This window comes from Paenibacillus sabuli (assembly GCF_014705605.1).
Taxonomy (GTDB): domain Bacteria; phylum Bacillota; class Bacilli; order Paenibacillales; family Paenibacillaceae; genus Paenibacillus_D; species Paenibacillus_D sabuli.
Map to the genome: position 1 here is coordinate 55346 of NZ_JACXIZ010000014.1, position 23955 is coordinate 79300.

At 60.1% G+C, this 23955-nt stretch carries 28 protein-coding genes; 1 reads left to right on the top strand and 27 read right to left on the bottom strand.

Annotated features, from left to right (window positions below):
• Positions 1 to 8 precede the first annotated feature (8 nt).
• The 6 genes from bshA to IDH44_RS08025 are packed head-to-tail and all read right to left on the bottom strand — an operon-like array spanning position 9 to position 4115.
• Positions 9 to 1172, bottom strand: a complete 1164-nt coding sequence (bshA, locus tag IDH44_RS08000; protein WP_190916452.1) for an N-acetyl-alpha-D-glucosaminyl L-malate synthase BshA — start codon at positions 1170 to 1172, stop codon at positions 9 to 11.
• Positions 1173 to 1226: 54 nt separating this feature from the next.
• Complete coding sequence (gene bshB1 / locus IDH44_RS08005; RefSeq protein ID WP_190916454.1) at positions 1227 to 1931, bottom strand: bacillithiol biosynthesis deacetylase BshB1; 705 nt, start codon at positions 1929 to 1931, stop codon at positions 1227 to 1229.
• Positions 1931 to 2347 (bottom strand): methylglyoxal synthase, encoded by a 417-nt coding sequence (locus tag IDH44_RS08010; protein WP_190916781.1) that lies wholly within the window; start codon positions 2345 to 2347, stop codon positions 1931 to 1933. Before IDH44_RS08010 ends, bshB1 begins: the two co-directional genes overlap by 1 nt.
• Positions 2348 to 2387: 40 nt before the next feature.
• Entirely contained in the window at positions 2388 to 3191 is an 804-nt protein-coding gene (gene dapB, locus IDH44_RS08015) for a 4-hydroxy-tetrahydrodipicolinate reductase (RefSeq protein WP_190916456.1), read from the bottom strand.
• Between the two features lie 3 nt (positions 3192 to 3194).
• Positions 3195 to 3725, bottom strand: a complete 531-nt coding sequence (locus IDH44_RS08020; protein ID WP_190916458.1) for a tetratricopeptide repeat protein — start codon at positions 3723 to 3725, stop codon at positions 3195 to 3197.
• Between the two features lie 54 nt (positions 3726 to 3779).
• Complete coding sequence (locus tag IDH44_RS08025) at positions 3780 to 4115, bottom strand: nucleotide pyrophosphohydrolase (RefSeq protein WP_190916460.1); 336 nt, start codon at positions 4113 to 4115, stop codon at positions 3780 to 3782.
• A 155-nt stretch (positions 4116 to 4270) separates the two neighbouring features.
• On the opposite strand from IDH44_RS08025, the gene IDH44_RS08030 reads away from it, so the two are divergent.
• Positions 4271 to 5218, top strand: a complete 948-nt coding sequence (locus IDH44_RS08030) for a YitT family protein (protein ID WP_190916462.1) — start codon at positions 4271 to 4273, stop codon at positions 5216 to 5218.
• Here IDH44_RS08030 and IDH44_RS08035 read toward each other — a convergent pair.
• From IDH44_RS08035 to aroH, 21 genes are all read right to left on the bottom strand, one after another.
• The gene (locus IDH44_RS08035; RefSeq protein ID WP_190916464.1) at positions 5127 to 5990 is read right to left on the bottom strand and encodes a sporulation protein YpjB; all 864 of its coding nucleotides are present in this window, start codon (positions 5988 to 5990) and stop codon (positions 5127 to 5129) included. The genes IDH44_RS08030 and IDH44_RS08035 overlap by 92 nt on opposite strands.
• Before the next feature lie 43 nt (positions 5991 to 6033).
• On the bottom strand, positions 6034 to 6681 hold the full coding sequence (locus IDH44_RS08040) for a DUF1405 domain-containing protein (RefSeq protein WP_190916466.1): 648 nt from the start codon (positions 6679 to 6681) through the stop codon (positions 6034 to 6036).
• A gap of 75 nt (positions 6682 to 6756) precedes the next feature.
• Positions 6757 to 7638, bottom strand: coding sequence for a menaquinol-cytochrome c reductase cytochrome b/c subunit (locus IDH44_RS08045; RefSeq protein ID WP_190916468.1), 882 nt, complete (start codon positions 7636 to 7638; stop codon positions 6757 to 6759).
• 18 nt (positions 7639 to 7656) lie between these two features.
• Positions 7657 to 8328, bottom strand: a complete 672-nt coding sequence (qcrB, locus tag IDH44_RS08050; RefSeq protein WP_190916469.1) for a menaquinol-cytochrome c reductase cytochrome b subunit — start codon at positions 8326 to 8328, stop codon at positions 7657 to 7659.
• Between the two features lie 16 nt (positions 8329 to 8344).
• On the bottom strand, positions 8345 to 8878 hold the full coding sequence (locus IDH44_RS08055; RefSeq protein WP_190916472.1) for a ubiquinol-cytochrome c reductase iron-sulfur subunit: 534 nt from the start codon (positions 8876 to 8878) through the stop codon (positions 8345 to 8347).
• 378 nt (positions 8879 to 9256) lie between these two features.
• Entirely contained in the window at positions 9257 to 9667 is a 411-nt protein-coding gene (locus tag IDH44_RS08060) for a DUF2487 family protein (RefSeq protein ID WP_190916473.1), read from the bottom strand.
• 200 nt (positions 9668 to 9867) lie between these two features.
• Entirely contained in the window at positions 9868 to 10071 is a 204-nt protein-coding gene (locus tag IDH44_RS08065; RefSeq protein ID WP_190916475.1) for an IDEAL domain-containing protein, read from the bottom strand.
• A 59-nt stretch (positions 10072 to 10130) separates the two neighbouring features.
• Positions 10131 to 10634 carry a gamma carbonic anhydrase family protein gene (locus IDH44_RS08070; RefSeq protein ID WP_397326752.1) on the bottom strand — a complete coding sequence of 168 codons (504 nt, stop codon included), beginning with the start codon at positions 10632 to 10634 and terminating at the stop codon, positions 10131 to 10133.
• 62 nt (positions 10635 to 10696) lie between these two features.
• Entirely contained in the window at positions 10697 to 11887 is a 1191-nt protein-coding gene (locus tag IDH44_RS08075) for a hypothetical protein (protein WP_190916479.1), read from the bottom strand.
• Between the two features lie 57 nt (positions 11888 to 11944).
• On the bottom strand, positions 11945 to 12538 hold the full coding sequence (locus IDH44_RS08080) for a histidine phosphatase family protein (RefSeq protein ID WP_190916481.1): 594 nt from the start codon (positions 12536 to 12538) through the stop codon (positions 11945 to 11947).
• Positions 12539 to 12608: 70 nt separating this feature from the next.
• Positions 12609 to 13211 carry an anti-sigma factor family protein gene (locus tag IDH44_RS08085; RefSeq protein ID WP_190916483.1) on the bottom strand — a complete coding sequence of 201 codons (603 nt, stop codon included), beginning with the start codon at positions 13209 to 13211 and terminating at the stop codon, positions 12609 to 12611.
• On the bottom strand, positions 13208 to 13798 hold the full coding sequence (locus IDH44_RS08090; RefSeq protein ID WP_190916485.1) for an RNA polymerase sigma factor: 591 nt from the start codon (positions 13796 to 13798) through the stop codon (positions 13208 to 13210). The genes IDH44_RS08085 and IDH44_RS08090 overlap by 4 nt, the downstream gene beginning before the upstream one ends.
• A 945-nt stretch (positions 13799 to 14743) precedes the next feature.
• Entirely contained in the window at positions 14744 to 15835 is a 1092-nt protein-coding gene (locus IDH44_RS08095) for a prephenate dehydrogenase (RefSeq protein ID WP_223869477.1), read from the bottom strand.
• On the bottom strand, positions 15832 to 16935 hold the full coding sequence (gene hisC, locus IDH44_RS08100; RefSeq protein WP_190916487.1) for a histidinol-phosphate transaminase: 1104 nt from the start codon (positions 16933 to 16935) through the stop codon (positions 15832 to 15834). The genes IDH44_RS08095 and hisC overlap by 4 nt, the downstream gene beginning before the upstream one ends.
• A gap of 190 nt (positions 16936 to 17125) precedes the next feature.
• Positions 17126 to 17932, bottom strand: coding sequence for a tryptophan synthase subunit alpha (gene trpA / locus IDH44_RS08105; protein WP_190916488.1), 807 nt, complete (start codon positions 17930 to 17932; stop codon positions 17126 to 17128).
• A complete protein-coding gene (trpB, locus tag IDH44_RS08110) occupies positions 17919 to 19124 on the bottom strand; it encodes a tryptophan synthase subunit beta (protein WP_190916490.1) in 1206 nt (401 codons plus the stop codon). The genes trpA and trpB overlap by 14 nt, the downstream gene beginning before the upstream one ends.
• Positions 19121 to 19804: a phosphoribosylanthranilate isomerase gene (locus tag IDH44_RS08115; protein ID WP_190916492.1), complete on the bottom strand. Its 684-nt coding sequence runs from the start codon at positions 19802 to 19804 to the stop codon at positions 19121 to 19123. Before IDH44_RS08115 ends, trpB begins: the two co-directional genes overlap by 4 nt.
• Positions 19801 to 20598, bottom strand: coding sequence for an indole-3-glycerol phosphate synthase TrpC (gene trpC / locus IDH44_RS08120; protein WP_190916494.1), 798 nt, complete (start codon positions 20596 to 20598; stop codon positions 19801 to 19803). The genes IDH44_RS08115 and trpC overlap by 4 nt, the downstream gene beginning before the upstream one ends.
• Complete coding sequence (gene trpD, locus IDH44_RS08125; RefSeq protein WP_190916496.1) at positions 20585 to 21634, bottom strand: anthranilate phosphoribosyltransferase; 1050 nt, start codon at positions 21632 to 21634, stop codon at positions 20585 to 20587. Before trpD ends, trpC begins: the two co-directional genes overlap by 14 nt.
• 31 nt (positions 21635 to 21665) lie before the next feature.
• Positions 21666 to 23219, bottom strand: coding sequence for an anthranilate synthase component I (gene trpE, locus IDH44_RS08130; protein ID WP_190916498.1), 1554 nt, complete (start codon positions 23217 to 23219; stop codon positions 21666 to 21668).
• Positions 23220 to 23576: 357 nt separating this feature from the next.
• Complete coding sequence (gene aroH, locus IDH44_RS08135; RefSeq protein WP_190916499.1) at positions 23577 to 23951, bottom strand: chorismate mutase; 375 nt, start codon at positions 23949 to 23951, stop codon at positions 23577 to 23579.
• Positions 23952 to 23955: the final 4 nt, after the last annotated feature.

Genomic DNA, 23955 nt, shown 5'->3' on the forward strand with positions numbered 1-23955 from the left:
TGTGTTCGTTATTCCCTGCAGGTCGTCAGAGGCGCTTCCGCACGTGTCAGTCCGAGCACGCGATAATAGATATCTTCGTAGTCGGTCGTAATTAGCTCGTTGCAAAAACGGGTCCGCGCCCGATGCAGACAAGCCTCCCGAAATGCCGCGTACTTCGCTTCGTCGCGCAGCAGCATAATTGCGCCTTCGGCCATCGCAGCCGTATCGCCTACCTGCGCCAGCCAGCCGGTCTCGCCGTGCGTGACGAGCTCGGGAATGCCGCCCGCCTGCGAGCCGATCGTCGGCACGCCGCAAGCCATTGCTTCCAGCGCGACGAGTCCGAAGCTCTCTTTTTCCGACGGCAGCAGCATCAGATCGGCGATCGAGATCACCTGCGCCACGTCTTCCTGTTTGCCGAGGAAGTGCACCTTGTCCGCGAGCCCCATCTCCCTCACGCGGCACTGCGTCCGCGACAGTTCGGGCCCTTCGCCGACGAGCAACAGCTTGGTCGGGATCTCTGCTTGCACGCGAGCGAATATATCCAGCACATCGCCGACGCGCTTGACCGGCCGAAAATTGGAGATATGCATCAAAACTTTTTCGCCCGGCTGCGCATAGTCGCGCCGCAGCCCCGTGCATTCCCGCGGGTAGTAGACGCGCTTGTCGACAAAGTTATACGTCAGATCAATCGGCTCGGTAATATCCAGCAGCTCGCGCGTCTCCTTGATCAAGTCGGAGGAAACCGCGGTGACCGCGTCGCTGCGCGTGATCGCCAGCCGAATCATGTCCTTGAGCGACTCGTCCTGCGCCAGCACCGTAATATCCGTCCCGTGCAGCGTGGTGACGGTTTTCAACTCCCGCTGCACCATCTGCTTGGCCAAAAACGCGCAAATGGCATGGGGGACCGCATAATGGACGTGCAGCAAGTCAAGCTGCTGCATCTGCGCGACCTGCGCCATCTTGCTCGCCAGTGAAATGTCGTACGGCGGATAGCGGAATACGTAATAGTTGTTAACCTCAACCTCGTGGTAATATATGTTTTTATGATACTTTCCAAGTCTGAACGGGATACTATGCGTAATAAAATGAATTTCATGGCCGCGGTCGGCGAGCTGCTTGCCGAGCTCGGTCGCCACCACACCGGATCCGCCCAGCGTCGGATAGCACGTGATTCCAATTTTTAAGCGTTTCATCTTGCCGCCTCCGTTTGCCCGTCATCCTACATGCGTATCCAGATCGCAAGCCAATTATGCATCGAATAGCGACACCGGAAAGGGCCGCTTGACGGCAAAGCCCTCGGCGTAGGACCAGCCTCGCTCCGCGCCCAGCAGACGGTCGCGCGCTTCGACATTGTCGACATAGCCTTGATTCAGCGGCGTCGCAACCGTATCGTCGGCGTCATCCCCGCGCATAAACTGGGAGCGATAGGCTTCCAGCGCCGCTATTTTTTGTGCGTAGACCGCACTCACATCGACCATGAGCGAGGCATGCTTGACGTCGTTGATGTAATAAAAAATAAGCTGCTCGACCGTCACCGGTTCGAGCTCGGGCAGATAGCGCCGCAGCTTGGCGTTGAACACCGCTTCTTCGACCATTGCGCTGCAGCGGACATGATCGGGATGCCGGTCTTCCCAGTACGGTGCAAAGACGAGCCGCGGCCGGCGCAGTCGAATCTCCGCTGTGATGACGCGGATCATCTCCGGCGATCCGTCCAGCCCACGGTCGGGCAGCTTCAGACAGCTGCGGTGCGATAGACCAAGCGCCGTGCCCGCATGCTCGGCCTCGACACGGCGCAGCTCCGGGTTGCCGTTGGATGACATTTCCGCTTCGGTCAGATCGCAGATCGCTACGCGCTTACCGACCGCCACATGCTTGGCGATCGTCCCGCTCATACCAATCTCTACATCGTCCGGATGTGCGCCAAAAGCGAGCAGGTCCGCCCGGGCCTCCATTATTCCGGCCCCTGCTTGTACTTGTGGACAAGCTCCCGCCAGGCAAAATCGCCGCGCTGCAAGGCGCGCACCAGCAATTCGGCGGTTGCAACATTCGTGGCCACCGGAATGCCCTGCACGTCGCACAGCCGGAGCAGTGCGATAATGTCGGGCTCATGCGGCTGAGCCATTAACGGATCGCGCAAAAAAATAATCAAATCAAGTTCATTTTTCGCCACCATCGCGCCGATCTGCTGATCGCCGCCAAGCGGGCCGGACATGAAGCGATGAATCTGCAGCTCGGTCTGTTCCATGATGCGCATTCCGGTGGTACCGGTGGAGTACAACTGATGTCCTTTGAATGTCGCTTCATACGCAATTACAAAATTGACCATTTCCTCTTTTTTTCGGTCATGTGCGATGAATGCAATATGCATTTGCATCCTGTCCAATCTCCTCTCCCTCACCCTGGCCTTGCTAGTCCATCAAATGCTCGAAGCCGTAGATCATGCCGGTGCGGGCCATGATTTTTTTGATCGCCTGATTGACGCCCGGCATGTAACCTGCCCGCTCGTACGAGTCGTGGCGAATCTTCAAGGTCTGCCCGTAGCCGCCGAATATAACCTCTTGCTGGGCAAACACGCCGGGCAGCCGCACGCTATGAATGCGGAAGCCGTCGTAATAGCCGCCCCGCGCGCCTTCGATCCGTTCCTCTTCGTGCGGATGTCCCTGGCGCATCTCCTCGCGCACTTGAGCGATCAGCTCGGCCGTCTTGACCGACGTGCCCGAGGGCGCATCCAGTTTTTGCTCGCCGTGATATTCAATAATCTCCACATGAGGCATATATTTTGACGCCTCGGCCGCAAATTTCATCATCAGCAGCGCGCCGACCGAGAAGTTTGGCGCGATCAGGCCGCCAATATTCCGATCCTGGCAAAGCTTGTCCAACTCGTCGATTTGCTCCGGCGTAAAGCCCGTCGTGCCGATAACCGGACGAGTGCCGTATGCAATCGCCGTACTCGCAATTTCGTAGCCCGCCTGCGGCACGGTGAAGTCGACCAGCACGTCGGGGGCAGCCGCGCGCAGCGCCGCCGCCAGATCGTCGGATACAGGCACGCCGCAGGCCGGTTTGCCGACCAGCAGAGCGGCATCCATCCCCAACGCGGACCGACCTACGGCCGCCACCAATTCGAGTGCCTCATCCTCCAGCACCATTTTGACGACCTCGCGTCCCATGCGGCCGGCCGGGCCCGTTACCGCTACTTTGATACGTTCCGTCATGCGTCACCTTTTCCTTTTTTTCTGTCTTCTGGCTGCGTATCGGCCATATTGCTGGAGCTTGCGCTTTGCCGTCTCATGGAGCGGGTCCAGCTCCAAAACGTCCTGCATTTGCTGCTTCGCCAGCGCATATTGCCCCAATTCGGCATGCACTTCGCCCAGCAGCATATACGCTTCCGTATAGAGCGGGTCCAGACCGATCGCCCGCTGCAGCAGCTCCTTTGCCCATTCCAGCTGCGGGTCGGCCCCGGTCAACCCGCTGACCGCTTGAGCGGCCAGCAGCTTCGCCTCGATCATGCGCACATGAAAAGCATAATCTCCGTCATCCTTGCTGCCGCGCAGCCGCAGTGCTTCTTGCGCATGCTGGAGCGCTTTATCCCACTTCCCGCTGCGCGCGCAAGTGATCGAGCATTTATAATGAACCTCCGCATTGTCCGGTTGCGCCGTAATGGCCTGCTCGAACCACCGGATCGCCTGCTCGTAATCGCCGCTCAGGATGGACGTATACGCCTGCTGTACAAATGCTTCGTGCTCCATCCGCCCATCCTCCTTGTACCATTGATCATGGTACAGCATATGTGGGAGCGCGGCTTACGGTTCTGAATTTTTACGCGTCCAGCGATTCGCGTCGCGGGTTTCGAATTTTTGCATCACCTTGTCGTGAGCTTCGGTCAGATCGATACCGAGCGAATTGGCAAAGCAGGCCAGGATGAACAAAATATCCCCAAGCTCCAGCTCGATGGAATTATCTGCTTCGTCGCGTTTTTTCGGCTTTTCTCCATACGTGTGATTGACCTCGCGCGCCAGCTCGCCGACCTCTTCGCTCATGCGCGCAAGCAGCGCCAAGGGGCTGAAGTAGCCTTCCTTGAACTGGCCGATATAGCGGTCAACCTCCCGCTGAACTTCCGCCAACGATTTTTCTGCCATCGTCCCTACCCTTCTTTTTGTTCGAGTCGCATTCACTCCATATGTTATCGCAAAGCTACCGGGAACACAATGGTCATTCCTTGCTCCGGCCACGGGCCGATCCGGTTAAGCGACGTCAAATCAAGCATACTAAACCTACGTAAGGAGTGAGTGCCATGCGCGAGTTATTGTCGCAATCTTCCCGCCGGGCCGTGCTTCCGATTCTGCTCGGCGCCGCCATTTACGCCTTTGGGCTGCATTATTTTGTGCTGCCCAATCAACTCATGGAGGGCGGCGTTACCGGAATCGCCGTGCTGCTGCATTATGCCGCCGATTGGCCGCTTTCGGTATCGACGCTGCTTTTGAATATTCCGTTGTTTGCGGCAGGATGGCCGCTGCTCGGCTGGCGCCAAATGATCCTCACGCTGCTCGGCACGGCGGCGTTGACGCTCAGTCTGGCGGGAGTCGAGCAGCTCATTGCGCTGGGGTGGGTCGTGCCGTTCCGCAGCCGGGGCGACGACATGCTTGCCGCGCTGTATGCCGGCGTCACGCTCGGCAGCGGGCTCGGGCTCGTCTTTCGCTTCGGCGGCACGACAGGCGGCGCGGACATCGTCGCGCGCATCGCCTCCCGGCGGCGAGGGTGGAGCATGGGCCGCATCATCCTCGTGCTCGACGGCGCGATCATTGGACTCGCCCTGCTCTATATTCCGCAGGAGAAGGTGCTGTACACGCTCGTCGCCGTATTCATCGCTTCGCGAATCATCGATCTGCTGCAGGACGGCGGCAATTCCGCCAAAGCCTTCTCCATTATCAGCGCCGAGGCGGACCTGATTGCGGAGACGATCCTGCGCGAGCTCGAGCGCGGCGTCACCTTACTGCCTGCTATCGGCGCCTACTCCGGCACATCTCGCCGACTGGTCTACTGCGTCGTCGCGAGGCAGGATATTCGCAAAATGAAAGCCGTCGTGCGCATGTGCGACAAGACGGCTTTTATCGTCATTAGCGAGGTGCATGATGTGCTCGGCGAGGGCTTCACTCCGCCGGACGATCGGGAGGCGGACGACGAACGGCACTGGCCGCCGCGTACCTCCGCCAAGCGGCATAAGCCAGCACCGACAAAATAATGGCGGCCAGCAGCGTCGCCCAGCGCGCCGGGAGCGGCGCCTGGGCCGGTGTCAATACGAGCGGCGCCGATGCTTCCTGCGGACCGGACACGACACGCATGACCGCCTGCTCAAGCGCCGGCATGAGGGGGTTCATCAACGACTCGTCCAGCTCGCCTCGCTCTGCCGCAGCCAATAGCGCTCGGCAATAGCGCAACGTCTCTCTCAAGGCGTCGACGGCCTGCTCGTCGCGCTGCATATACGCGGCCGGCGCGATCCGCTCAATGCGGGCCTCCAGCATGTGTAGCGCGGCGGTGGCAGCCTGCGCATGCGTATCAGTCTGCTGCGCCCAAGCCAGCCGCAGCCGCTTCGCATCGTCGTCCAGCAGCTTGGCGTAGCTCACCCAAAGCGCCTCGCCTTCTTCGGCTGCCAGGGCGTCGTAGGCCAGCATCAATTGCGCCGCCGACTGACGCATCTCGGCGGCGGACAAGCGCTGCCCATGGCGCAGTCCTTCTTCGAGAACTTGGAGCGCGGCTGACGTCTGGCGCCAGCCCCGCTCGGTGCCCTTATGCCGAATGCCGGGCTTTTGCGTCAAGTTGCGCATATCGTTCAGGCGCGAATACGCCTGCTGCTTGTTACCTTCGGTTACAGCCTGGTACATCCCCGCCGCCGCCGCGGCCAGAAGCGCCGCATCTTGCTGCGGCTTGTCCGTTCCCGCTGCGGTGCCCAGGACCGGGCCGGGACTGATCCATGCCATGATTATCGTTACGCCTGCCAGCACCCATCTTTTCATGCGGACATCCCCCCCACTTCATCATATGGGGGGGATGTCCGCATTATGTCTCTCGCCTGTGCTTTCGCTGGATCAAGGCCAGCGCCACGATCAATGCGCTGCAGACCGACAAGCCGATCGTAAAACGCGCAATGGCCGCAATGTCGTCCGTCAGCACCGAAGGCAGCCAGGGGTATACTTCATACCGGTAATCCACCGCGTCGTTGAGCAGCATCCAGCCCGTCGCGACCAAGAGAGCCGATCGGCCAAATGCCATGAACCGGACGTAGAGCAAGCCCTCCAGCGCCATACCCAGATGCGACACGACCAGCATCCAGTCCTGCCAGACGAGCTGATCGCCCTGGGCCGCCCCCGCAAAAATCATCGCAACTGCCCAGATGCCGTACTTGAGCGAGGTCGCCACGGCCAACGCTTCGATGACGCTGCGCAGCGCCACATAAAGCCCTCCCTGACGGCGGGCCGGGAAGAGCAAAAAAAGCAGGGCAGCCGTAAAAAACAGACTGCCGGTCGGGCTGTCCGGCACAAACACGATCCGCCACATGGGATGATTGGCCCAGGTATCCGCCAGTTGGTTGCCATACCAGACATACCCGTATACAGTACCGAGCGCATTCACGATAAACAACAGCCATAAAAAATTCCGGTTCATCAGCAGTGGCGCGCTCCAAAATCGCAACAGCGACAACGGCATCGCTTCGCCTCCTTTCGGCGTTTCGAAAAAACTCTGACCGCCAATGTGGCAGCCAGAGTTTGGGCCTTGCTTTGTTTATTCCGTCGGTGCTTTTTGCAGCGCCAGCCAGGTCGCGATCTGATCGATCTCTTCGGTTGACAAATTGCCTTCAAAGGCTGGCATGCCATTTTGGCCGTTCGTAATAATGTCGACCAGCTCTTCCTTGGAATGAAGGTCGCCCGTTCCGCGCAGAGCCGGTACGGAGCCTTGCCCCTTCAGGTCGGCGGCGTGGCATTGGAGACAGCCCGCGCCTTCCATCAGCGACATCGCCGGATCGTCCGCTTGCACGAGCGGGAGGTCTGCCGGATCGACCGGCGCCGAACCGCCGTTTTGCCCGGCTTGCGCAGCCTTCTCCGCCGCCTCTCGGGCCTTCTCCTCGCGCAAGATATGCTCGGGCGTCGTGCCGGTCAGCTCCAGCTGATGCTGGTAGTGATCCCACGAGATCTTGGTGAGGTAAATACAGGCAATGATCGACAGCAGCATCAGCGCCGATGCGATCGGACGGCGATAGAAGCGGCGCTCCTTGCCGGTGTCCAGGAACGGAGCAATCAGCAGCGCCGTAAACGCGACGCCCGGGATGCCCAGCGTGCCGAGCACGACATAATCGCCGGATACATACGGGTACTTGAGCAACTGGTACATGAACAGGAAGTACCAATCGGGCATCGGAATAAATGCCGCATTGGTCGGATCCGCCTGATAACCGAGCGGCGCCGGATGCGCAATGGTCAGCACCAGAAAGCCGACCAGCGCCACGCAGCCGACCATCCATTCCTTGAGCAGGAAGTTCGGAATGAACGCTTCCGATCTGCCCGGAAAAGCCGAATAATCGGGCGGTACGTTTTCTAGGTTGCGCTTTGGTACACGCGAATCGCCGACATATACGATTTTTTCGTCATTGTGATGGCCAAGCGCCATGCTAAGCCCTCCCTTCGCTTATAGTGGACCGGAAATCCCCTGTCTCCGAATCATGAAAAAGTGCGCACCGAGCAGCGCCAGCAGCGCGCCGGGCAGGAAGAAGACGTGAATGGCAAAGAATCGCGTCAGCGTCTGAGCGCCGACGATATCCCCGCCGTTGATCAGCGTCTTGATGTACGGCCCGAGGTAAGGCACCGATTCGGCAATCGACAGCGTGACCTTCGTCGCGAAGTAAGCTTTGTTGTCCCATGGCAGCAAATAGCCGGTCAGACCCAGTCCGAGCATGACGAAGAAAATCAGCATGCCCACGACCCAGTTCATCTCGCGAGGCGCCTTGTAGGAACCAGTGAAGAAAACCCGCAGCGTATGCAAGAACATCATGACAATAACGAGGCTCGCTCCCCAATGGTGCATGCCCCGCACGATGGCGCCGAACGCTACCTTGTGCTGCAGGTAATCGACGCTTGCATAAGCATTGATGATATCCGGCACATAATACATGGTCAAAAACATGCCGGACAAAATTTGGATGACGGTAATGAAAAACGTCAAGCCGCCGAAACAGTACACGAATGCGGAGAAGTGATGCGCCGGATTGACGTGCTCAGGCACCTCGTGATCCGCGACATCCCTCCACATCGGCGTAATATCGAGACGTTCGTCGATCCAGTTGTATATCCCTTTAAACATCTGATTTTACGCCTCCTTATACGTGCTGATTCGGAACGACCGGGCCGAGATACACAAAGCCGTCCCTGATCTCGACCTCGTACTCGTCAAGCGGGTTCGGCGCGACCGCAAGGTTCTTGCCTTCCTTCGTGTACTTGGCGTCGTGGCAGGGGCAATGATATTCGTTGTCGTTTTGTGTATTCCAGTTGATCGTGCATCCCAGATGCTTGCACACCGGAGAGAGCGCGAACACGTTGCCTTGTTCGTCCCGTGAAATCCAGGCGGTCAGCTTGGGGTCACTTTCATACCAGCCGTCGACCTGATGAATCTGAAAGTCGAATTCCTGCGGCTCCGCGGTGACCTGGCTTTCCTCGACCACCTTGACAAAGCTGGTCTGGCTCTCCTTCGTCAGCAGTGGATCAACGGCAAAGCGAATCATCGGCAGAACCGGGCCCATCGCCATGAAAGCGGACGCACCACCCAGCGTGTACGCCAAAAATTGGCGCCGGGACATTTCCTTGCGCTTGACGGGTTGATGTGCGGCTTCATTTGAGTTGTTTTGGTTGCTCATCTTCTGTTCTACCCCCTTTACCAACCGTATCTCGCGCATCCCATGCGGCATTATGCACACGGCTACCTGACAGACCTTGCCCTCAAGCGATGCGGCAATCGGCCATGCGACAGCGGCGTGTCCGCAAGTCTCGAAGCGGCTTGGCAAACGACGCCGGGCGCGGCAATCATCTAGATAAGTATAGGTGTGAAACTTATACTTTCTATGATTCGAACTAGGACATAACTTATAATAGCCTAGGCTCCCAAGAGCGTCAAGAATCCGCTGCCGCTTTTCCAACGATGATCAAATTTCGTTCTTTAATTTGTTGGCATTTTGTCACAATTGCTTGACTTGCTCTAGCTTGCCTCTTCAGCGCCGGAATATACCGTTTGCAAATTATGCGCCGGCTTGCCACATCGCCTGCACGGCTTGTCTGACTTCGAGATCGCTAGGCAGCTCGTCCTCGCTCGCGGCAATAATCAGGTCCGCTTCGCCCGCTTGCAGCCGGACTGCGGCGCGCGCCGTCAACAGCACGACATAGCGATAGCCCGACGCCTTGAATCGGCGGCACAGCGTATTCAAAAAAGCCGACTCGTCCTTCTCGCAGTAATGCAGCGCCGGATACGTCACGGTTCTGCCCTTGAACGGCAGCTCGATCTTGTCCATCAAATCGCGCAAGCGCTCCAGCTCAGCCGTAGCCTCGGCCGGGGATTCGCCGCCGCTCATCGCGGTGACCGGCAGCAGGCACGTGTCAAAGTAACGGCGCATCTCCAGCCACGTTGACGCCTCTACTTCATTAAATTTCATGCGCATGTCTCTCCTTCGCTCTTGTTCGCCTTCATCGTACCACACCGTCGCGCCTGACAACAGCGTGAAGCGGCGTTGCAGCAAAGAAAAAAGCCGTGCCCGGCAAAGGGCAGCGGCGAAAATAGAGATGCGCGCTGGATGCGCGCCGTATGGATGACAAGCCGCCGCAGCGAGCCGCGCCTGGCACGGGTGTCACTGCTTCAAAGCTGCTCCGTCGGTGCGGGCGGCTGAATCGCTCTCAGCTCGGCAGCCAGGCTCCGGAAGGTTTCTTCGTCCCCTGCGGCCAATGCGGCATCGATTCCCCGGTAGATGCGCTCGATACGAAACGTTCGAACGGCCTCGTCCAGCACCATCTCGGCAGCAAGGCGCAGCATCGCCTCATACGTCGGTTTCATCTTATCCATTGGTCCACCTCCTGCATAGCGCTTCAAGCGCGTGTTCACGGCCATCCCGTTCAGGATGATCAGCCTTTGTACTCGCGCCCCTTGGTCACATAGTTTTCCGTCGTTTGTTTCATCCGAAGCAGGTCTTGCTCGGTCAGCTCCCGCACGACACGCGCAGGCGATCCGACTGCCAAGGTGTAGGGCGGGATGCGCTTATTTTCCGTCACGACGGAACCTGCTCCTATTAAAGCATATTCACCGATCTCGGCGCCGCTCATTACGATGGCCCCCATGCCGATTAATGTGCCTCTGCCCACCGTGCAGCCATGCACAATCGCCGTGTGGCCGACCGAGCATTCGTCGGCCAGGATGAGCGGTTGGCCGGCATTGACATGACCGACTGCATTGTCTTGAATATTGCAGCGCTTTCCGATGACGATCGGCGCGAGATCGCCGCGCAGCACCGCGTTGAACCACACTGTGCTCGACGCGTCGATTGTGACGTCGCCGATGATGCGAGCGCCTTCGGCTATGTAGACGCTATCGTCAAGCAGCTTCGGGTAGTGGCCTTGGAATGGAATCATGGACATCGCCTCCCTATGATCGAAATCGTGTGGAGCGATTCTACCAAGCCGGGGCCAGTCTGTCAATCCAGCGCGATCGCTTCCCCGTCGGTGACGACGACCCCGCTCGCCGCCGCTCTTCCGATCGGCGTCATCCGCACGACGCGTCCGCTCGCGCTATGTTCGCCGATGCGCAGCATGCCCAGATGCAGCAGCATGGACAGGATTCGCTTCTCCAGGACGTCAGAGGCCGTATCGTAATAATAGGGCTTGACGTAAGGCAGCAGAGCCGACTCCAGCGATTCGAGCGTGACCCAGTCCGTAGCCAGACGATCGATCCAGCCGGCCAGCGCCGGCAGAGCCGGTATTGCCTTGCGGTACAGCCGCAGCCAGAATCGATACAGCAGCGCCGGTTCCTCTCGCTTGCCCTCTGCCAGCCGCGCCGCGCCCGCCTCCGTCAGCACCAACGCGTCCCCGCGCTCCTCCACCAAGCCGTTGTAATAGCAATAATCGTACAAATACGACATGCGGTTCGGATAATCCTTGAACCGTCGGCCGTAGCCGAATCGCCATGCTCCTTTGGCAGGCGGCTCCTCGCGGACATGCAGCTGATCGGCGAGCAGTTGGATCGAGCGCCTGTACATCGCGCCTTCCGCCGAGAGCGCAGGCGTCTGTTGGCCTACGAAATGCAGCAGCGTGCGCACATCCTCCGCCATGAGCGTCTGTTCGTCGCGAAAGGCCTCCGGCTCGTCCCGGGCCACCTGCAGCTGCGACGTCAGCCGGCGCTGCAGCTCCCGCTGCAAGCGAGTCTTCAAGTCCTCGGGCATGTGAAACAAATAGCGGTCCGTTCCGGCAAAACCGTTGAACAGCCAGCCCGACGCCTTGAATTTGGCGATCGTCTCGCGCGGGCTGGGCAGTGATTGGAGTGCCGGTTTTTTGCTTTTTCCAGCCCGCTTCCGCCCGGAGGGCGGAGGCGCGACCGCCGTTACGGCCGGTTTTTCCTGCTCGTCAAAGCGCCCTTGCTTGACGCGCGCGACCAGCTCTTCCACGCTGTACGCACGCTGTCCATCAAAAAGCAGGCCATTCAAAAATCGCAATTCCTCCATAGACATCGCGTCGATCTGCTTGCCGAAGCTGTCACGGCTGCCCGCTGCGCGCAAAATCGATTGAATCAGCTCGTTTTTGGAACGGCTGTTGCAGCTGCATGCATAGGTTTCCGCGATTCGGCTCAGCTGCCCGATGTCGGCATAGCCGAGCATATCTGCCAGGTTCATCCGCGCATCCTCCCGCTGATCGAGTATTTAGTACCAGTATGGGAAGATGCCGGGAAATTAAACGTCCGCTTCGCCGAATTGCAAATGCGCCGTACAGTTGTGAAGCAAGATGCGCCACTGACGCTCGTGATCGTCCATTACCGAATAGGACATATTGCCAATATAGCTTTCGTCCAGCCCTTCGCACAGGGTATGCAGCAAGCACGTCAAAAAACTGCCGTGCGAGACGACCAGCAACCGCTCGGGCGTTTTCCGTTCGAGGCGCTCGCGCACAAACGCAAGTCCGCGCGCACGAACCGCTTCATCGCTCTCCTGGCCCTCGTACGTGAGGCGCCACTGTGCGCCCCAGCGCGCAATGCGCGCCTCCTCGGTCGTCCCCTCGATCTCGCCGAAGGCGCGCTCCTTCAACCGGTCGTCCGGCGCCAGCAGCGGCACGTCCAGCGCCTCCGCCAGCACGGCAGCGGTCTGAGCGGCGCGCTGCAGCGGACTCGACACGACGGCGTCCCACCGATAATCGTCGCGCTGCAGCCGCTTTGCCAACAAGTCAGCCTGCTGCAGCCCCTCCTTGGTGAGCGGGATGTCCGTCTGTCCCTGAATTTTCCCGAGCGCGTTCCAATTTGTCCGCCCATGGCGGACCCAGCCCAATTGCATGGCTATCTCCTCCTAAGTAATGCTGAATTGACAAACAAACGCCTCCAGCACAATACGCTGGAGACGTTGGTCATGTTCTCGTGCGGGACAGCCAGTTCAGCATCAGCAGCATCGTGACGATACCGAGCAGCGACAGCGCCACCCAATATTCGGGCACGGTCGGCATCATGCTGAGCATGAGCGGATCGCTAATACTGGCAATCGGGATCTCGTCGTACATCTTGGCGCTCACAATGGCTAATCCGTCATTGGCGTTGACGGTATCGAACAAGCCGTTGACCGCCGCCAGCTCCGGTGCCGGCTCGGCGTAATGGACCACCACGAAAATCAGCCCGGATACGCACAAGGCCAGGCATGCCGCGATCAAAGCCGCGACCTTGCTGCGAAAAGCCGCCGTAATGTTGTACTTGCGCTCCGTTACGGGCTTGGCCCAGGATTGCTCGGCATAAATGCGGTCCATCACGCTGCGATTCAGACGGTCTACCGGTCCGATCTCCACCGTCTCGTCGGAGAGGTTGCGAATCATGGCCTCGCTCTCTTCCCACATTTGAAACTGCTCGGCGCAGAGCTCGCATGCGTCAAAATGCCGATCCATGGCTTGCCGCTCGGGGTCATCTGCCGGGAGATCCCAGTATACGCCAAGCTTCTCCTGAACCTGCACACAGTTCATCATGGATTCATCCCTTCGTATTCATCGAGCGGCCGTGCGCCAAAGTAAGGCTCCAATTGCGCCTTGACGCTCGTGCGCGCCCGAAAAAGCAACGATTTCACAGAGCTGACCGTCTGGCCAAGGATACTGGCGATTTCTTGGTAATCCAGCTGGTCGTACTCCCGCAGGATCAGGGCCGAACGCTGCTTCTCCGGCAGCTGGTTGATCGCTTCGCGCACCATCGACATTCGCTCCTTGCGGAGCGCCTGTTGCTCCGGCGCCGCCTCCTCGGGCGCGACCGGGACGTAGCTCGATTCATCGAGCGACAGGTTCGCCGCCTTTTGCTTGCGCAGCTCGCTGAGCACGGTGTTGCGCGCAATCGTATACAACCAGGTCGAGAATGAAGCATCGATCTCCCGGAAGGAATGCAGGCTCCGATACGCCTTGTAGAACGTCTCCGAGCACAGGTCTTCCGCCAGCATTTCGCGATGCGCGCTTTTGAGCATATGATAAATGAAGGCCAAAATTTTTCGCTGGTAACGCCGCATCAATTCCGAGTACAGCTGAACATTGCCATCCTTGATTTCCCGTATCAATTGGGAATCGGTCATGGAATTCGACCCTCCTCAATCCGCGGAGTCGACCTTCCAGCCCTGCCTATACACTATTGTACTGACGAGGGCCGGAAAAGTTGCGGTAGGCTGCTAAAATCGGAACGCATGCGAGGTAAACACCCCATAATTTTACAAACTCATTTCATTTTAGCACACTCATCGACAGGATAGGATTAAATTTTTTTGATTTTTGGCACGTCTGGCAATTCCGCAAATATGCACAAACAATCGAAAAGTCGTCAGCACATCATCCTGACGCGGTTGGCGGCAGCAAGGACGGCATGGATTACGCCTGCGCAGCCTGAGACATCGCGGGCGCGAACCCCAGCACTTATTCATCGTACAGGCGCAACCCGAGATCATACAGGCGCAGGCCGGCTGTAATGGACATGAGAGACGCTTAACGCCGTTTTTTGGCTTCCTTCCATTTGTAGCGGTCATGAGCGAAGCTTAGCGGGGGTAATGGGCCGTGGAGGTGGCGGAAAATGTCTGCTAAGCGTCGCTGGTGTCCGTTACAGCTGCGGCCTCCGCCCATCCACCCCGCTCCGCGCTGCCGTGCACTTGTCTGTTTGCCCCTGTTAGCTACACTCGCCCGTTGTTTAGCCTGACTGACCGGACCTGGCTGTCTTTTGACAGCCAGCCAGCAAGATGCGTAATTAGTTGGACAAAAAAAAACCGCCCTCGAAAGGGCGGCTGCACGACAAGTGCAAAGGATTTGGATAGGAGTGGAGAGAAACCATACTGTACTTTTATTATATGTATCCGTTTTCAACTTGTCAATAAGCGTTTTCATTTTTATTGAATTTTTTTCTATTGCATTTTTTAAAAAATCGACCGCCTCCCTCCATGAACCCTCCCATGAAAAAGAGCGTTCAACTTCTGGAAGAAGGCGGTCCTTATGACTGCCACTAGATGCATAGCCCCTGATGCTTGGCCAACCGGCTAAAAATGCACGGCGTAACCCGATGACTCCAGCAGCTGTGTCGCCGCGTCGAGGTCTTGCTGCTCGCGAAACGACAGCCGCAGCACGCCCGGCACATCCTCCCGGCTCTCGATAATCTGGATGTTGCTCAGATTGACGCGGTGCTTGCCCAGCTCTGTCGTAATGCTGCCGATGATGCCCGGATGATCGGGCACGTCGACGTAGCATTCGTACAGCGAATGAATCATGCCTTTGCGGCGCTCGGGCAACTGACCGCGAAATTCGCCCGCGCTTCGAAACGATGCCTCGATCGCTTCGGCATCGTCTTGCTCCAGCATGCGCGCGAACGAGGCAACCTCATGATTCCAATCGCCAAGCAACCGAAGCAGCACCTGCTTGTTATTGAGCAAAATATCCCGCCATACGACCGGATCGGCGGAGGCGATCCGGGTAATGTCGCGAAAGCCGCCGGCCGCGAGCGAGCCGTAGATCGGGTCCTGCGCATGATAGCCCCGCACCTGATTGACTAGCGCGGCGGCTATCATATGCGGCAAATGACTGATCGCGCCGACCACTTCGTCATGTACGCCCGCGTCCATCCGTACGATATGGGCCTTGGTCAGGCGAAGCAGCGCCGTCAGCCGTTCCACCGCGGATTCAGGCGCATCGGGCTGTGGCGTCAATACATAATAAGCGTTCTCAAACAGATGCGCGCTCGCCGCCTCGACACCCGATCGCTCGGAGCCGGCCATCGGATGTCCGCCAATGAAGCACGCCTCGCCCAGCTCCAGCCGCGCCGCGCAGGCGCTGACGGACGCCTTGGTGCTGCCTACATCGGTAATGATGCAGCCCGGCCGCAGCTGCAATTGTCCCAGTTCCAGCAGGTAAGCCTCCAGACGCCCGACCGGCACGCACAAAAACAGGATATCCGCCGCCTCCGCCGCTTCCTTCAGCGAGGTCGTCGCATGATCGACGACGCCGCGCTCCATATACTTGCGCACGGAGGACGCGCGCGGTGAGTAGCCGACGACCCGCATGCCCGGCTGTCCCTTGAAGCACAGCGCCAGCGAACCGCCGATCAGACCGACACCGACAATTGCGATCGTCGTCATCCCTGGACGCGCACCGCCAATTCGTCGAGTACCTGCTCCAGCGCGCCGATGAACGCTTCGTTCTGCTGCTGACTGCCGACCGTGATGCGGATATGGGTCGGGTACAGGTTCCAGCGCGAACGCGAAATAATGCCGTGCCGCAGCAAGCCGTCGAACACCTCGGCGGACGGATGGCCGGCATCGAACATGACGAAATTGCCGTACGGCGGGAAATAGGACAGCCCGAGACGGTCGAATGCCGCGGTCAAGTAGCGCAGCCCTTCGGCATTGCGCGTGCGGCAAGCATCCACAAATGCCTCGTCGGCCAGCGCGGCCCGCGCCGCCGCCTGGGCAAAGCGGGTCGTGTTAAACGGCTCGCGCACCTGATTGATGCTGCGAATCACCTGCGCGTCGCCGATGCCGTAGCCGATGCGCAGCGAAGCCAGGCCGTATATTTTGGAGAAGGTGCGGAGCAGCACGAGATTGCGGAAGCGGCGCATCAGGCCGAAACCGTCGGGATAGGCGCTATCGTCGATATACTCGCAATAGGCCTCGTCCAATACGACCAGAACATCGCCCGGCACTTGTTCCATGAAGGCTTCGACCTCCGCGTGCGTCACGATCGTGCCGGTCGGATTGTTCGGATTGCAGATCCAGACGATCTTGGTCTTGTCCGTCACACGCGCCAGCATTGCGGGGAGATCATGCTTGCCGTCCTTCAACGGCACTTCGATCACCTTGGCGTTCTCGATCTCGGCGTTGTGCTTGTATTGCGGGAAGGTCTCGTCGGCCATGATCGTCTCGTCGTCCGGCACGAGGTAAGCCCGCGTCAGCATGAGAATGACCTCGTCGGAGCCCGCGCCAAAAATAAGCTGCTCCGGCTCCACACCATGCCGGGCGGCAATATCCGCAGTCAGCGCCACGCTGGCGCCGTCTGGATAAATGCTCGTGCTCCCGAGCTCGTCGACAATCGCCGCCTTGGCCTTTTCGGAGCATCCGAACGGATTTTCGTTGGAAGCCAGCTTGATGACCTCGGTCAGGCCGAGCTCGCGCTTGACGTCCTCGACCGGGCGTCCCGGCTGATAGACCGGCAGATGTACAATGTTTGGTTTTGGCTGCATGTACGTTCACCTCATCGGTTAATTCGATTCCACTTCATACCCGCCTATTGTCTCATATCGAACCGCTGATGAAAAGCTTTTCTCTCGCCTGCCGTTCGCCTGCGCCAAGCACACGACTTGAAACCGGACAAGCTATGGAAGCAGCGAAAAGGCCGCCCCTATCGGGACGGCCTCCAATTCGCCTGACGCATCAGCTTCTCAGCTGCCTCACAAAATCACCGACCTGTGCCAATCCCTCGGCGCGCGTCTCTTGCTTGGTCAGCAGCGGCAGCGTCTCCTCGATCCGGCGCACAATCGCGCTGCCGACGACAACGCCGTCGCATTGCTCGCCGAAGCGGCGCACTTGCTCCGGCGTGGAGATGCCGAATCCGATCGCGATCGGAAGCGTCGTCGCCTCGCGCACCCCGAGCAGAAATTCGTCCAGTCCGGCGTGAAAGTCGGAACGCACGCCCGTGACGCCCAGCGAGGAAACGCAATAGACGAACCCGCGCGCACGCGAAGCAATGTGCGCCACGCGCGCGCTCGAGGTCGGCGCCACCAGCGGAATCAGATGGATGTCTGCGGCCTCCGCAAGCTCGCGCACCTCGCCGTCCTCCTCGATCGGCAGATCGGGGATAATGAGTCCGCTGATGTCGTGCGCCTTGACGAGCTCGAAGAAGCGATCCAGGCCGAGCTGCAAGATCGGATTAAAATACGAGAACAGAATGAAAGGCAGCTCTGCCCCGGCCACCCGCGCCTCGGAGGCGACCCGGATGCAATCCTCGACCGTGATGCGATGCTCCAGCGCGCGCGCAGAGGCGCGCTGGATCACCGGCCCGTCGGCCAGCGGATCGGAATACGGCACGCCCAGCTCGATCATGCTTGCCCCGGCCGCCTCTAATTCACGAATCAAGCCAATCGTCGTCTCGCGATCGGGATCGCCGACTGTCAGGAACGGAATCAGCGCCGTCTCGCCGCGCTCGCGCAGCTGCGCAAAAGCCGCGTCAATGCGATTCATCCGCATCACCCCCGAGATAGCTCATAATCGACTCTACGTCCTTGTCGCCGCGGCCGGACAGGCTGACCACAATCGTCTGGTCGCTGCCGAGCGTCGGCGCCAGCTTCATCGTCTGCGCGATCGCATGCGCGGATTCCAGGGCGGGAATGATGCCTTCCTTGCGCGAGAGCAGCTGCAGCGCCTCCAGCGCCTCCGCATCGGTAATCGGCAAGTAGTCCGCGCGACCCGAATCCTTCAGATACGCGTGCTCCGGTCCGACGCCCGGGTAGTCCAGGCCGGCCGAGATCGAATGCGCGGGCAGCACTTGGCCGAATTCGTCCTGCAGCACATAGCTCATCGAGCCCTGGAATACGCCGTGCCGGCCCTTGGTCATTGTGGCCGCATGCTCCTCCGTCTCCACGCCGCGTCCCGCAGCCTCGACGCCGACCAGCCGCACGGATGCATCGTCGACGAACGGGTGGAAGATGCCGATCGCATTGCTGCCGCCGCCCACGGCCGCCACCACGTAATCCGGCAGCTTGCCCACCTGCTCCAGCATCTGGCGGCGCGATTCGTCGCCGATGATGCGCTGGAAGTTGCGCACCATCATCGGATACGGATGCGGGCCGGTGACGGAGCCGAGAATATAGTACGTGTCCTCGACGTGACTGACCCAGTAGCGCAGCGTCTCGTTGCATGCATCCTTCAGCGTGCGCGTGCCGGAGAGCACCGGCACGACCTCCGCCCCGAGCAGCTGCATCCGGAATACGTTGAGCTGCTGGCGCTTCGTGTCCTCCTCGCCCATGAACACCTTGCACTCCAGTCCGAGCAGCGCGGCCACCGTCGCCGAAGCGACGCCGTGCTGACCGGCGCCGGTCTCGGCGATGATTTTCGTTTTGCCCATCCGCTTGGCCAGTACGCCTTGTCCGATGGTGTTGTTGATTTTGTGCGCGCCGGTATGATTGAGATCCTCGCGCTTGAGATAGATCCGGGCGCCGCCCAGATGCTTGGTTAGCCGTTCTGCATAATACAACGGAGTGGGACGTCCCGAATATTGCTGCAGCAATTCATTGACCTCGGACTGAAACTCCGGATCCTTGGCATAATGCGTGTACGCTTCCTCCAGTTCGATCAAAGCGTTCATCAGCGTTTCCGGCACATATTTGCCGCCGAATTTGCCGAATCGTCCGCTCGCGTCCGGTATAGTGCTCATGCCTGCTTCACCCTTTCCACAAACTCCCTGATCTTGTCGATATCCTTGATGCCGTCCGTCTCGACGCCGCCGGAGACGTCCACACCGTCGGGACGATGCTCTGCCAGCAATCGTCCGACATTGCCCGCATGAAGACCGCCCGCGGCAAAAAGCGGCACGCCCAGCCGCGCCGCCGCCTCGCGGTAAGGCCCCAGCGCCGCCCAGTCGAACGTGCGGCCCGTGCCGCCGCCCGCCGTGTCGACCAGCGCCGCGTCGATGACGCCGCGATAATCGGCCAGGCGCTGTGCGCCGGCCCTCGCGCTAGACGCGTTCGGCTCGCGCTCGCCCTCCCGCACGTGGAAGACCTTCCATACCTGCCGGCCCAGCCGCTCGCGCACCAGAGCGCACAAGGCCGGCGTCTCGTCGCCGTGCAGCTGCACGATATCCAGCGGCACGCGCGCCGCGATGTCGGCGAGCTGCTCGAACTCGGGATTCACGAACACGCCCGCCACGAGCGGCGCCGCCCCCTCCGCGCCGTCTGCGAGCTGCCGCACCGCTGTCGCGAGCCGAGCCGCCGTCGCCGGATCGACCTGGCGGCGGCTCTGCGCGAAGATGAGGCCGATCACATCGATCGGCAGCCCCTTCATTGCCGCGATGGTCCGCTCGTCGCGCATGCCGCATACTTTGATACGGGCGCTCATCGCGATTCGACCGGACCCATCAGCGCCTCGACCGCCGCCCCGACATCGGGCTGACGCATGAAGTGCTCGCCAATCAGCACGCCGCGCGCGCCGGTCTGAGCCAGATAAGCGATATCGTCCGGGCCGGCGATGCCGCTCTCGCTGATGACCGTCGTGCCTCCCGGCACGAGTCCGATCAGCTCTTCGGTGGTCCGCAGATCGGTGACGAAGCTGCGCAGATCGCGGTTATTGATGCCGATCAGCGTTGCTTTGTTCAGCTCCAGCACCGCTTCCAGCTCTTCGCGGTCGTGGACCTCGACCAGCACGTCCATGCCAAGCGACTTGGCCAGGTCGTAATATTCATTCAATTGCGCCGAGGTGAGAATCGCGGCAATCAGCAGCACGGCATCGGCGCCGATGACACGCGCTTCGTAGACCTGGCGATAATCGATGATGAAGTCCTTGCGCAGCAGCGGCAGCTTCACCTGCTCGCGCACATACGCCAGATCATTATTGGAGCCTTGGAAAAAATCGCGGTCGGTCAGCACCGAGATGCAGTCCGCCCCGGCCGCTTCATACGCGGCCGCGAGCTGCGCCGGGTCAAAATCGGCGCGAATCAAGCCCTTGGAGGGCGAGGCTTTCTTCACCTCGGCAATGAGGCCCATCCCGCGCTTGCGGCGTGCGGTGAGCGCCGTCTCGAATCCAAGGCAGTCCGGCTTGGCGGCAATGATTTTTTCAAAAACCGGACGCTCGAAGCGGGCGGCCAGATCATCCACTTCCTTGCGTTTGGCCGCGATAATTTTATCTAGAAACATGGGTCAGCTCTCCTGTCGTGCGAATTAGCTGCTCCAGCTTTTGCGCAGCTTTTCCGTTGTCAATCAGTGCAAGCGCCTGGGCGACGCCTTCCTTGAGCGTGCCCGAGCGCTCACCTACATAGAGACACGCTCCCGCGTTCAGAGCCACGATATCGCGGTAGCCGCCGCGCTCTGTCCCCTCCAGCACGGCGCGAATCAGCCGCGCATTGAGCTGCGCGTCGCCGCCGGCCACCTCGCTCAGCGCATGACGGTCCACGCCGAGCGCCTCGGGCTCGATATCGTACGTGCGGATCGCGCCGCCTCGCAGCTCGGAGATCTGCGTCGGCGCCGACACGCTGATCTCGTCGAGCCCGTCATGACTGCTCACGATCATCGCCTGCGCCAGTCCGAGCTGCTGCAGCACGCGCGCCACCGTCTCCGTACGCGAGCGGTCGTAGATGCCGAGCAGCTGGCGATCGGCGCCGGCCGGATTCGTCAGCGGGCCCAGCATGTTGAAGATCGTCCGGATGCCCAGCTCCTTGCGCGGGCCCGCCGCATGGCGCAGCGAGGGATGGTACAACTGCGCGAACATGAAGCAGATGCCGATCTCCTCCAGGCAGCGGCCGGCCTGCTCGGCCGTCAGCGTAATGTCCACGCCGAGCGCCTCCAGCACATCCGCGCTGCCGGCGCGTCCGGACATCGCCCGGTTGCCGTGCTTGGCCACCCGGATGCCGCCGGAGGCGGCGATGATGGCCGAAGCGGTCGACACGTTGAACTTGTGAATGCCGGAGCCGCCTGTGCCGCATGTATCGAGCAGCCCGCGCTGCTCCGTTTGCACCCGATTGGACTTGGCGCGCATTACCTCTGCGAAGCCGGCGATTTCATCGGCCGTTTCGCCCTTCATCCGCAGCGCGGCCGCGAGCGCGCCGATCTGCGCGGGCGTCGCCGCGCCGTCCATGATTTGCGTCATAACCGCCGCCGCTTGCTCGCGGGACAGGTGCTCGCCCTGCACCAGGCGATTCAGCAGCTGCGGGATTGCGATCGTCTCTACCGTCATCCGACTCTCCTCCTTATAGCTGTGATGCACATTAGCTTCGCAAGTAATAATCCATGTTCGTGACGGCGTCCGGCTCGCCTTTTTTGACGGGGAAGATGGCCTCCGCCGCGCGGATCGCCTTGAGCAGCGCCATCGCCTTGTTGCGCGTTTCCTCGTATTCGTTTTCCGGTATCGAGTCCCACACGATGCCTGCTCCGGCCTGCACATAGGCGCGGCCGTGCTTGAATATGATCGTCCGTATCGTAATGCAGGTGTTGAGCGCGCCGCCAAAACCGAGATAGCCGATCGCGCCGGCGTAAGCGCCGCGGGCTTCGTTCTCCAGCTCGGCGATGATCTCCATGGCGCGCAGCTTCGGCGCGCCGGACACGGTTCCCGCGGGCAAGCAAGAGATGAAGGCGTCAAAAAAATCCTTGTCCTTGCGCAGCCTTCCCGTTACGTTGGAGACGATGTGCATCACATGCGAGTAGCGTTCGATCTCCATGTACGTGTCGCAATTGACCGAGCCGAATTCGCTCACGCGTCCGATGTCGTTGCGGCCCAGATCGACCAGCATCAGATGCTCGGCCCGCTCCTTCTCGTCGGCCAGCAGCTCCGCTTCGTAAGCCGCATCCTCCTCGGGCGTGCGGCCGCGCGGGCGCGTGCCGGCGATCGGACGCGTCTCCACCCGCTCGCCGTCCACCTTGACCAGCGCCTCGGGCGAGGTGCCGACGATCACTTCATCGTCCATCTTCAGGTAGTACATGTACGGCGACGGATTCATCGTTCGCAGCACCCGGTATACATGGAGCGGATCCACCGATGTCTCGATGTTGAAGCGCTGCGACAGCACGACCTGGAAGATGTCGCCTGCACGAATGTAATCTTTCGCTTGCTCGACATTGGCGATATACTCGGCCTTCGTCATATTGGACTGCACGTCGCCGAGTTCCGGATTCGCGGGCGCCGCGCCCCCGGCCATGACCGGCACGGCGGCGGGCTGCTGCAGCCGCTCGATCGTCGCGGCGATGGCCGCGGTCGTGCGGTCGTAGGCGGCGGTAATTTGTTCGTCGGTCGCGCCGTCGGCGATGTGTACGTTGCCGACCACCTGCACCTGCTGCTTGAAGTGGTCGAACACAATAACCTGGTCGCAAAACATGAATTGCAGATCGTTCATCTGCAAATCGTCAATGCGATGCGGCGGCAGCTTTTCGTAATATTGCAGCAGGTCGTATCCGAAAAAACCGACCGCGCCTCCCGTAAACGACGGCAGATCCTCCAATGCCGGACTGCGGTAGCCGCGCAGCTTCGCTTTGAGCAGCTCCAGCGGACGCTCCTTGGCCACTGTGCGCTGACCGCCCTGCTCGATGATCATTTCGCCGTTTTTGCCGTACACCATCATGAACGGATTGGTGCCGATGAAGGAATAGCGGGCCCACTTGACCCCGCCCTCCACGCTTTCCAGTAAAAACGCACGCGGTTCGCGGTAAAAATGCTGAAACAACCGAATTGGCGTCTCGGTGTCGGCCATCACATGCCGGACAATCGGAATTAGATTGTAGCGGTCCGCCATGCCGATGACGCGCTGCAATTCGTCTGCACTTGCCATCCCTGATCCCTTCCTTCTCCGTTTACGGGTAATGTCGTATAGCCGAGCAGGTCGCATACGCTCCAGGACGAATAAAAAGCCCCTGCCGCAGGGCAGGGGCATGAATGGATGAGATCAAGTTGGCCATGTCGAAAGGAAATGCCAAACACAGGCTGCGATTGGGTGCCTGCCTCTGCCCTGTCGGCAAACGGCCAGGCTGCTCTCGCCCCGTGGTCGAACATCTCTGCTGCACTCGTCTCGGCTCTTGCTCAATCCTCTGCTCTGCTCGGCTCTTGCTACTGGCTAAATCATCTATGCTTGCTCTGACTATACACCAGCGCCGCAGTCACGTCAAGCGCGGCTGCGCGTCCGCCGAGCTTAGCGCGGACCTGCCGCAAGATCGGGCCGCAGTCGAATCGCTTCCCCGAGATAGACATGACGCACCTCGGATTGCTTCTTGTCCGTATTGAACAGCACCATCAACCGGATGCACCGTTCCAGACTGCCCTTGACCGGCACCTCCAACGCGCACATCAGCGGCACCAGCTCCCAGCCGGGCATCTGGCGGATCGCCGCAGCCGGAAACGTCTCGTCCAGATCGCCGGTTACGGTGACAAAAACGCTGCAAATGTCGTCCGGCACGATCGCATTGTCGGCGATGATGCCGTCCAGCAATTCTCGCGTCGCTTGCAGAATCGTCTGCTCCTCGTTACGGTCAACCGTGATTGCCCCTCGAATCCCCCGCACGCTCATGCTG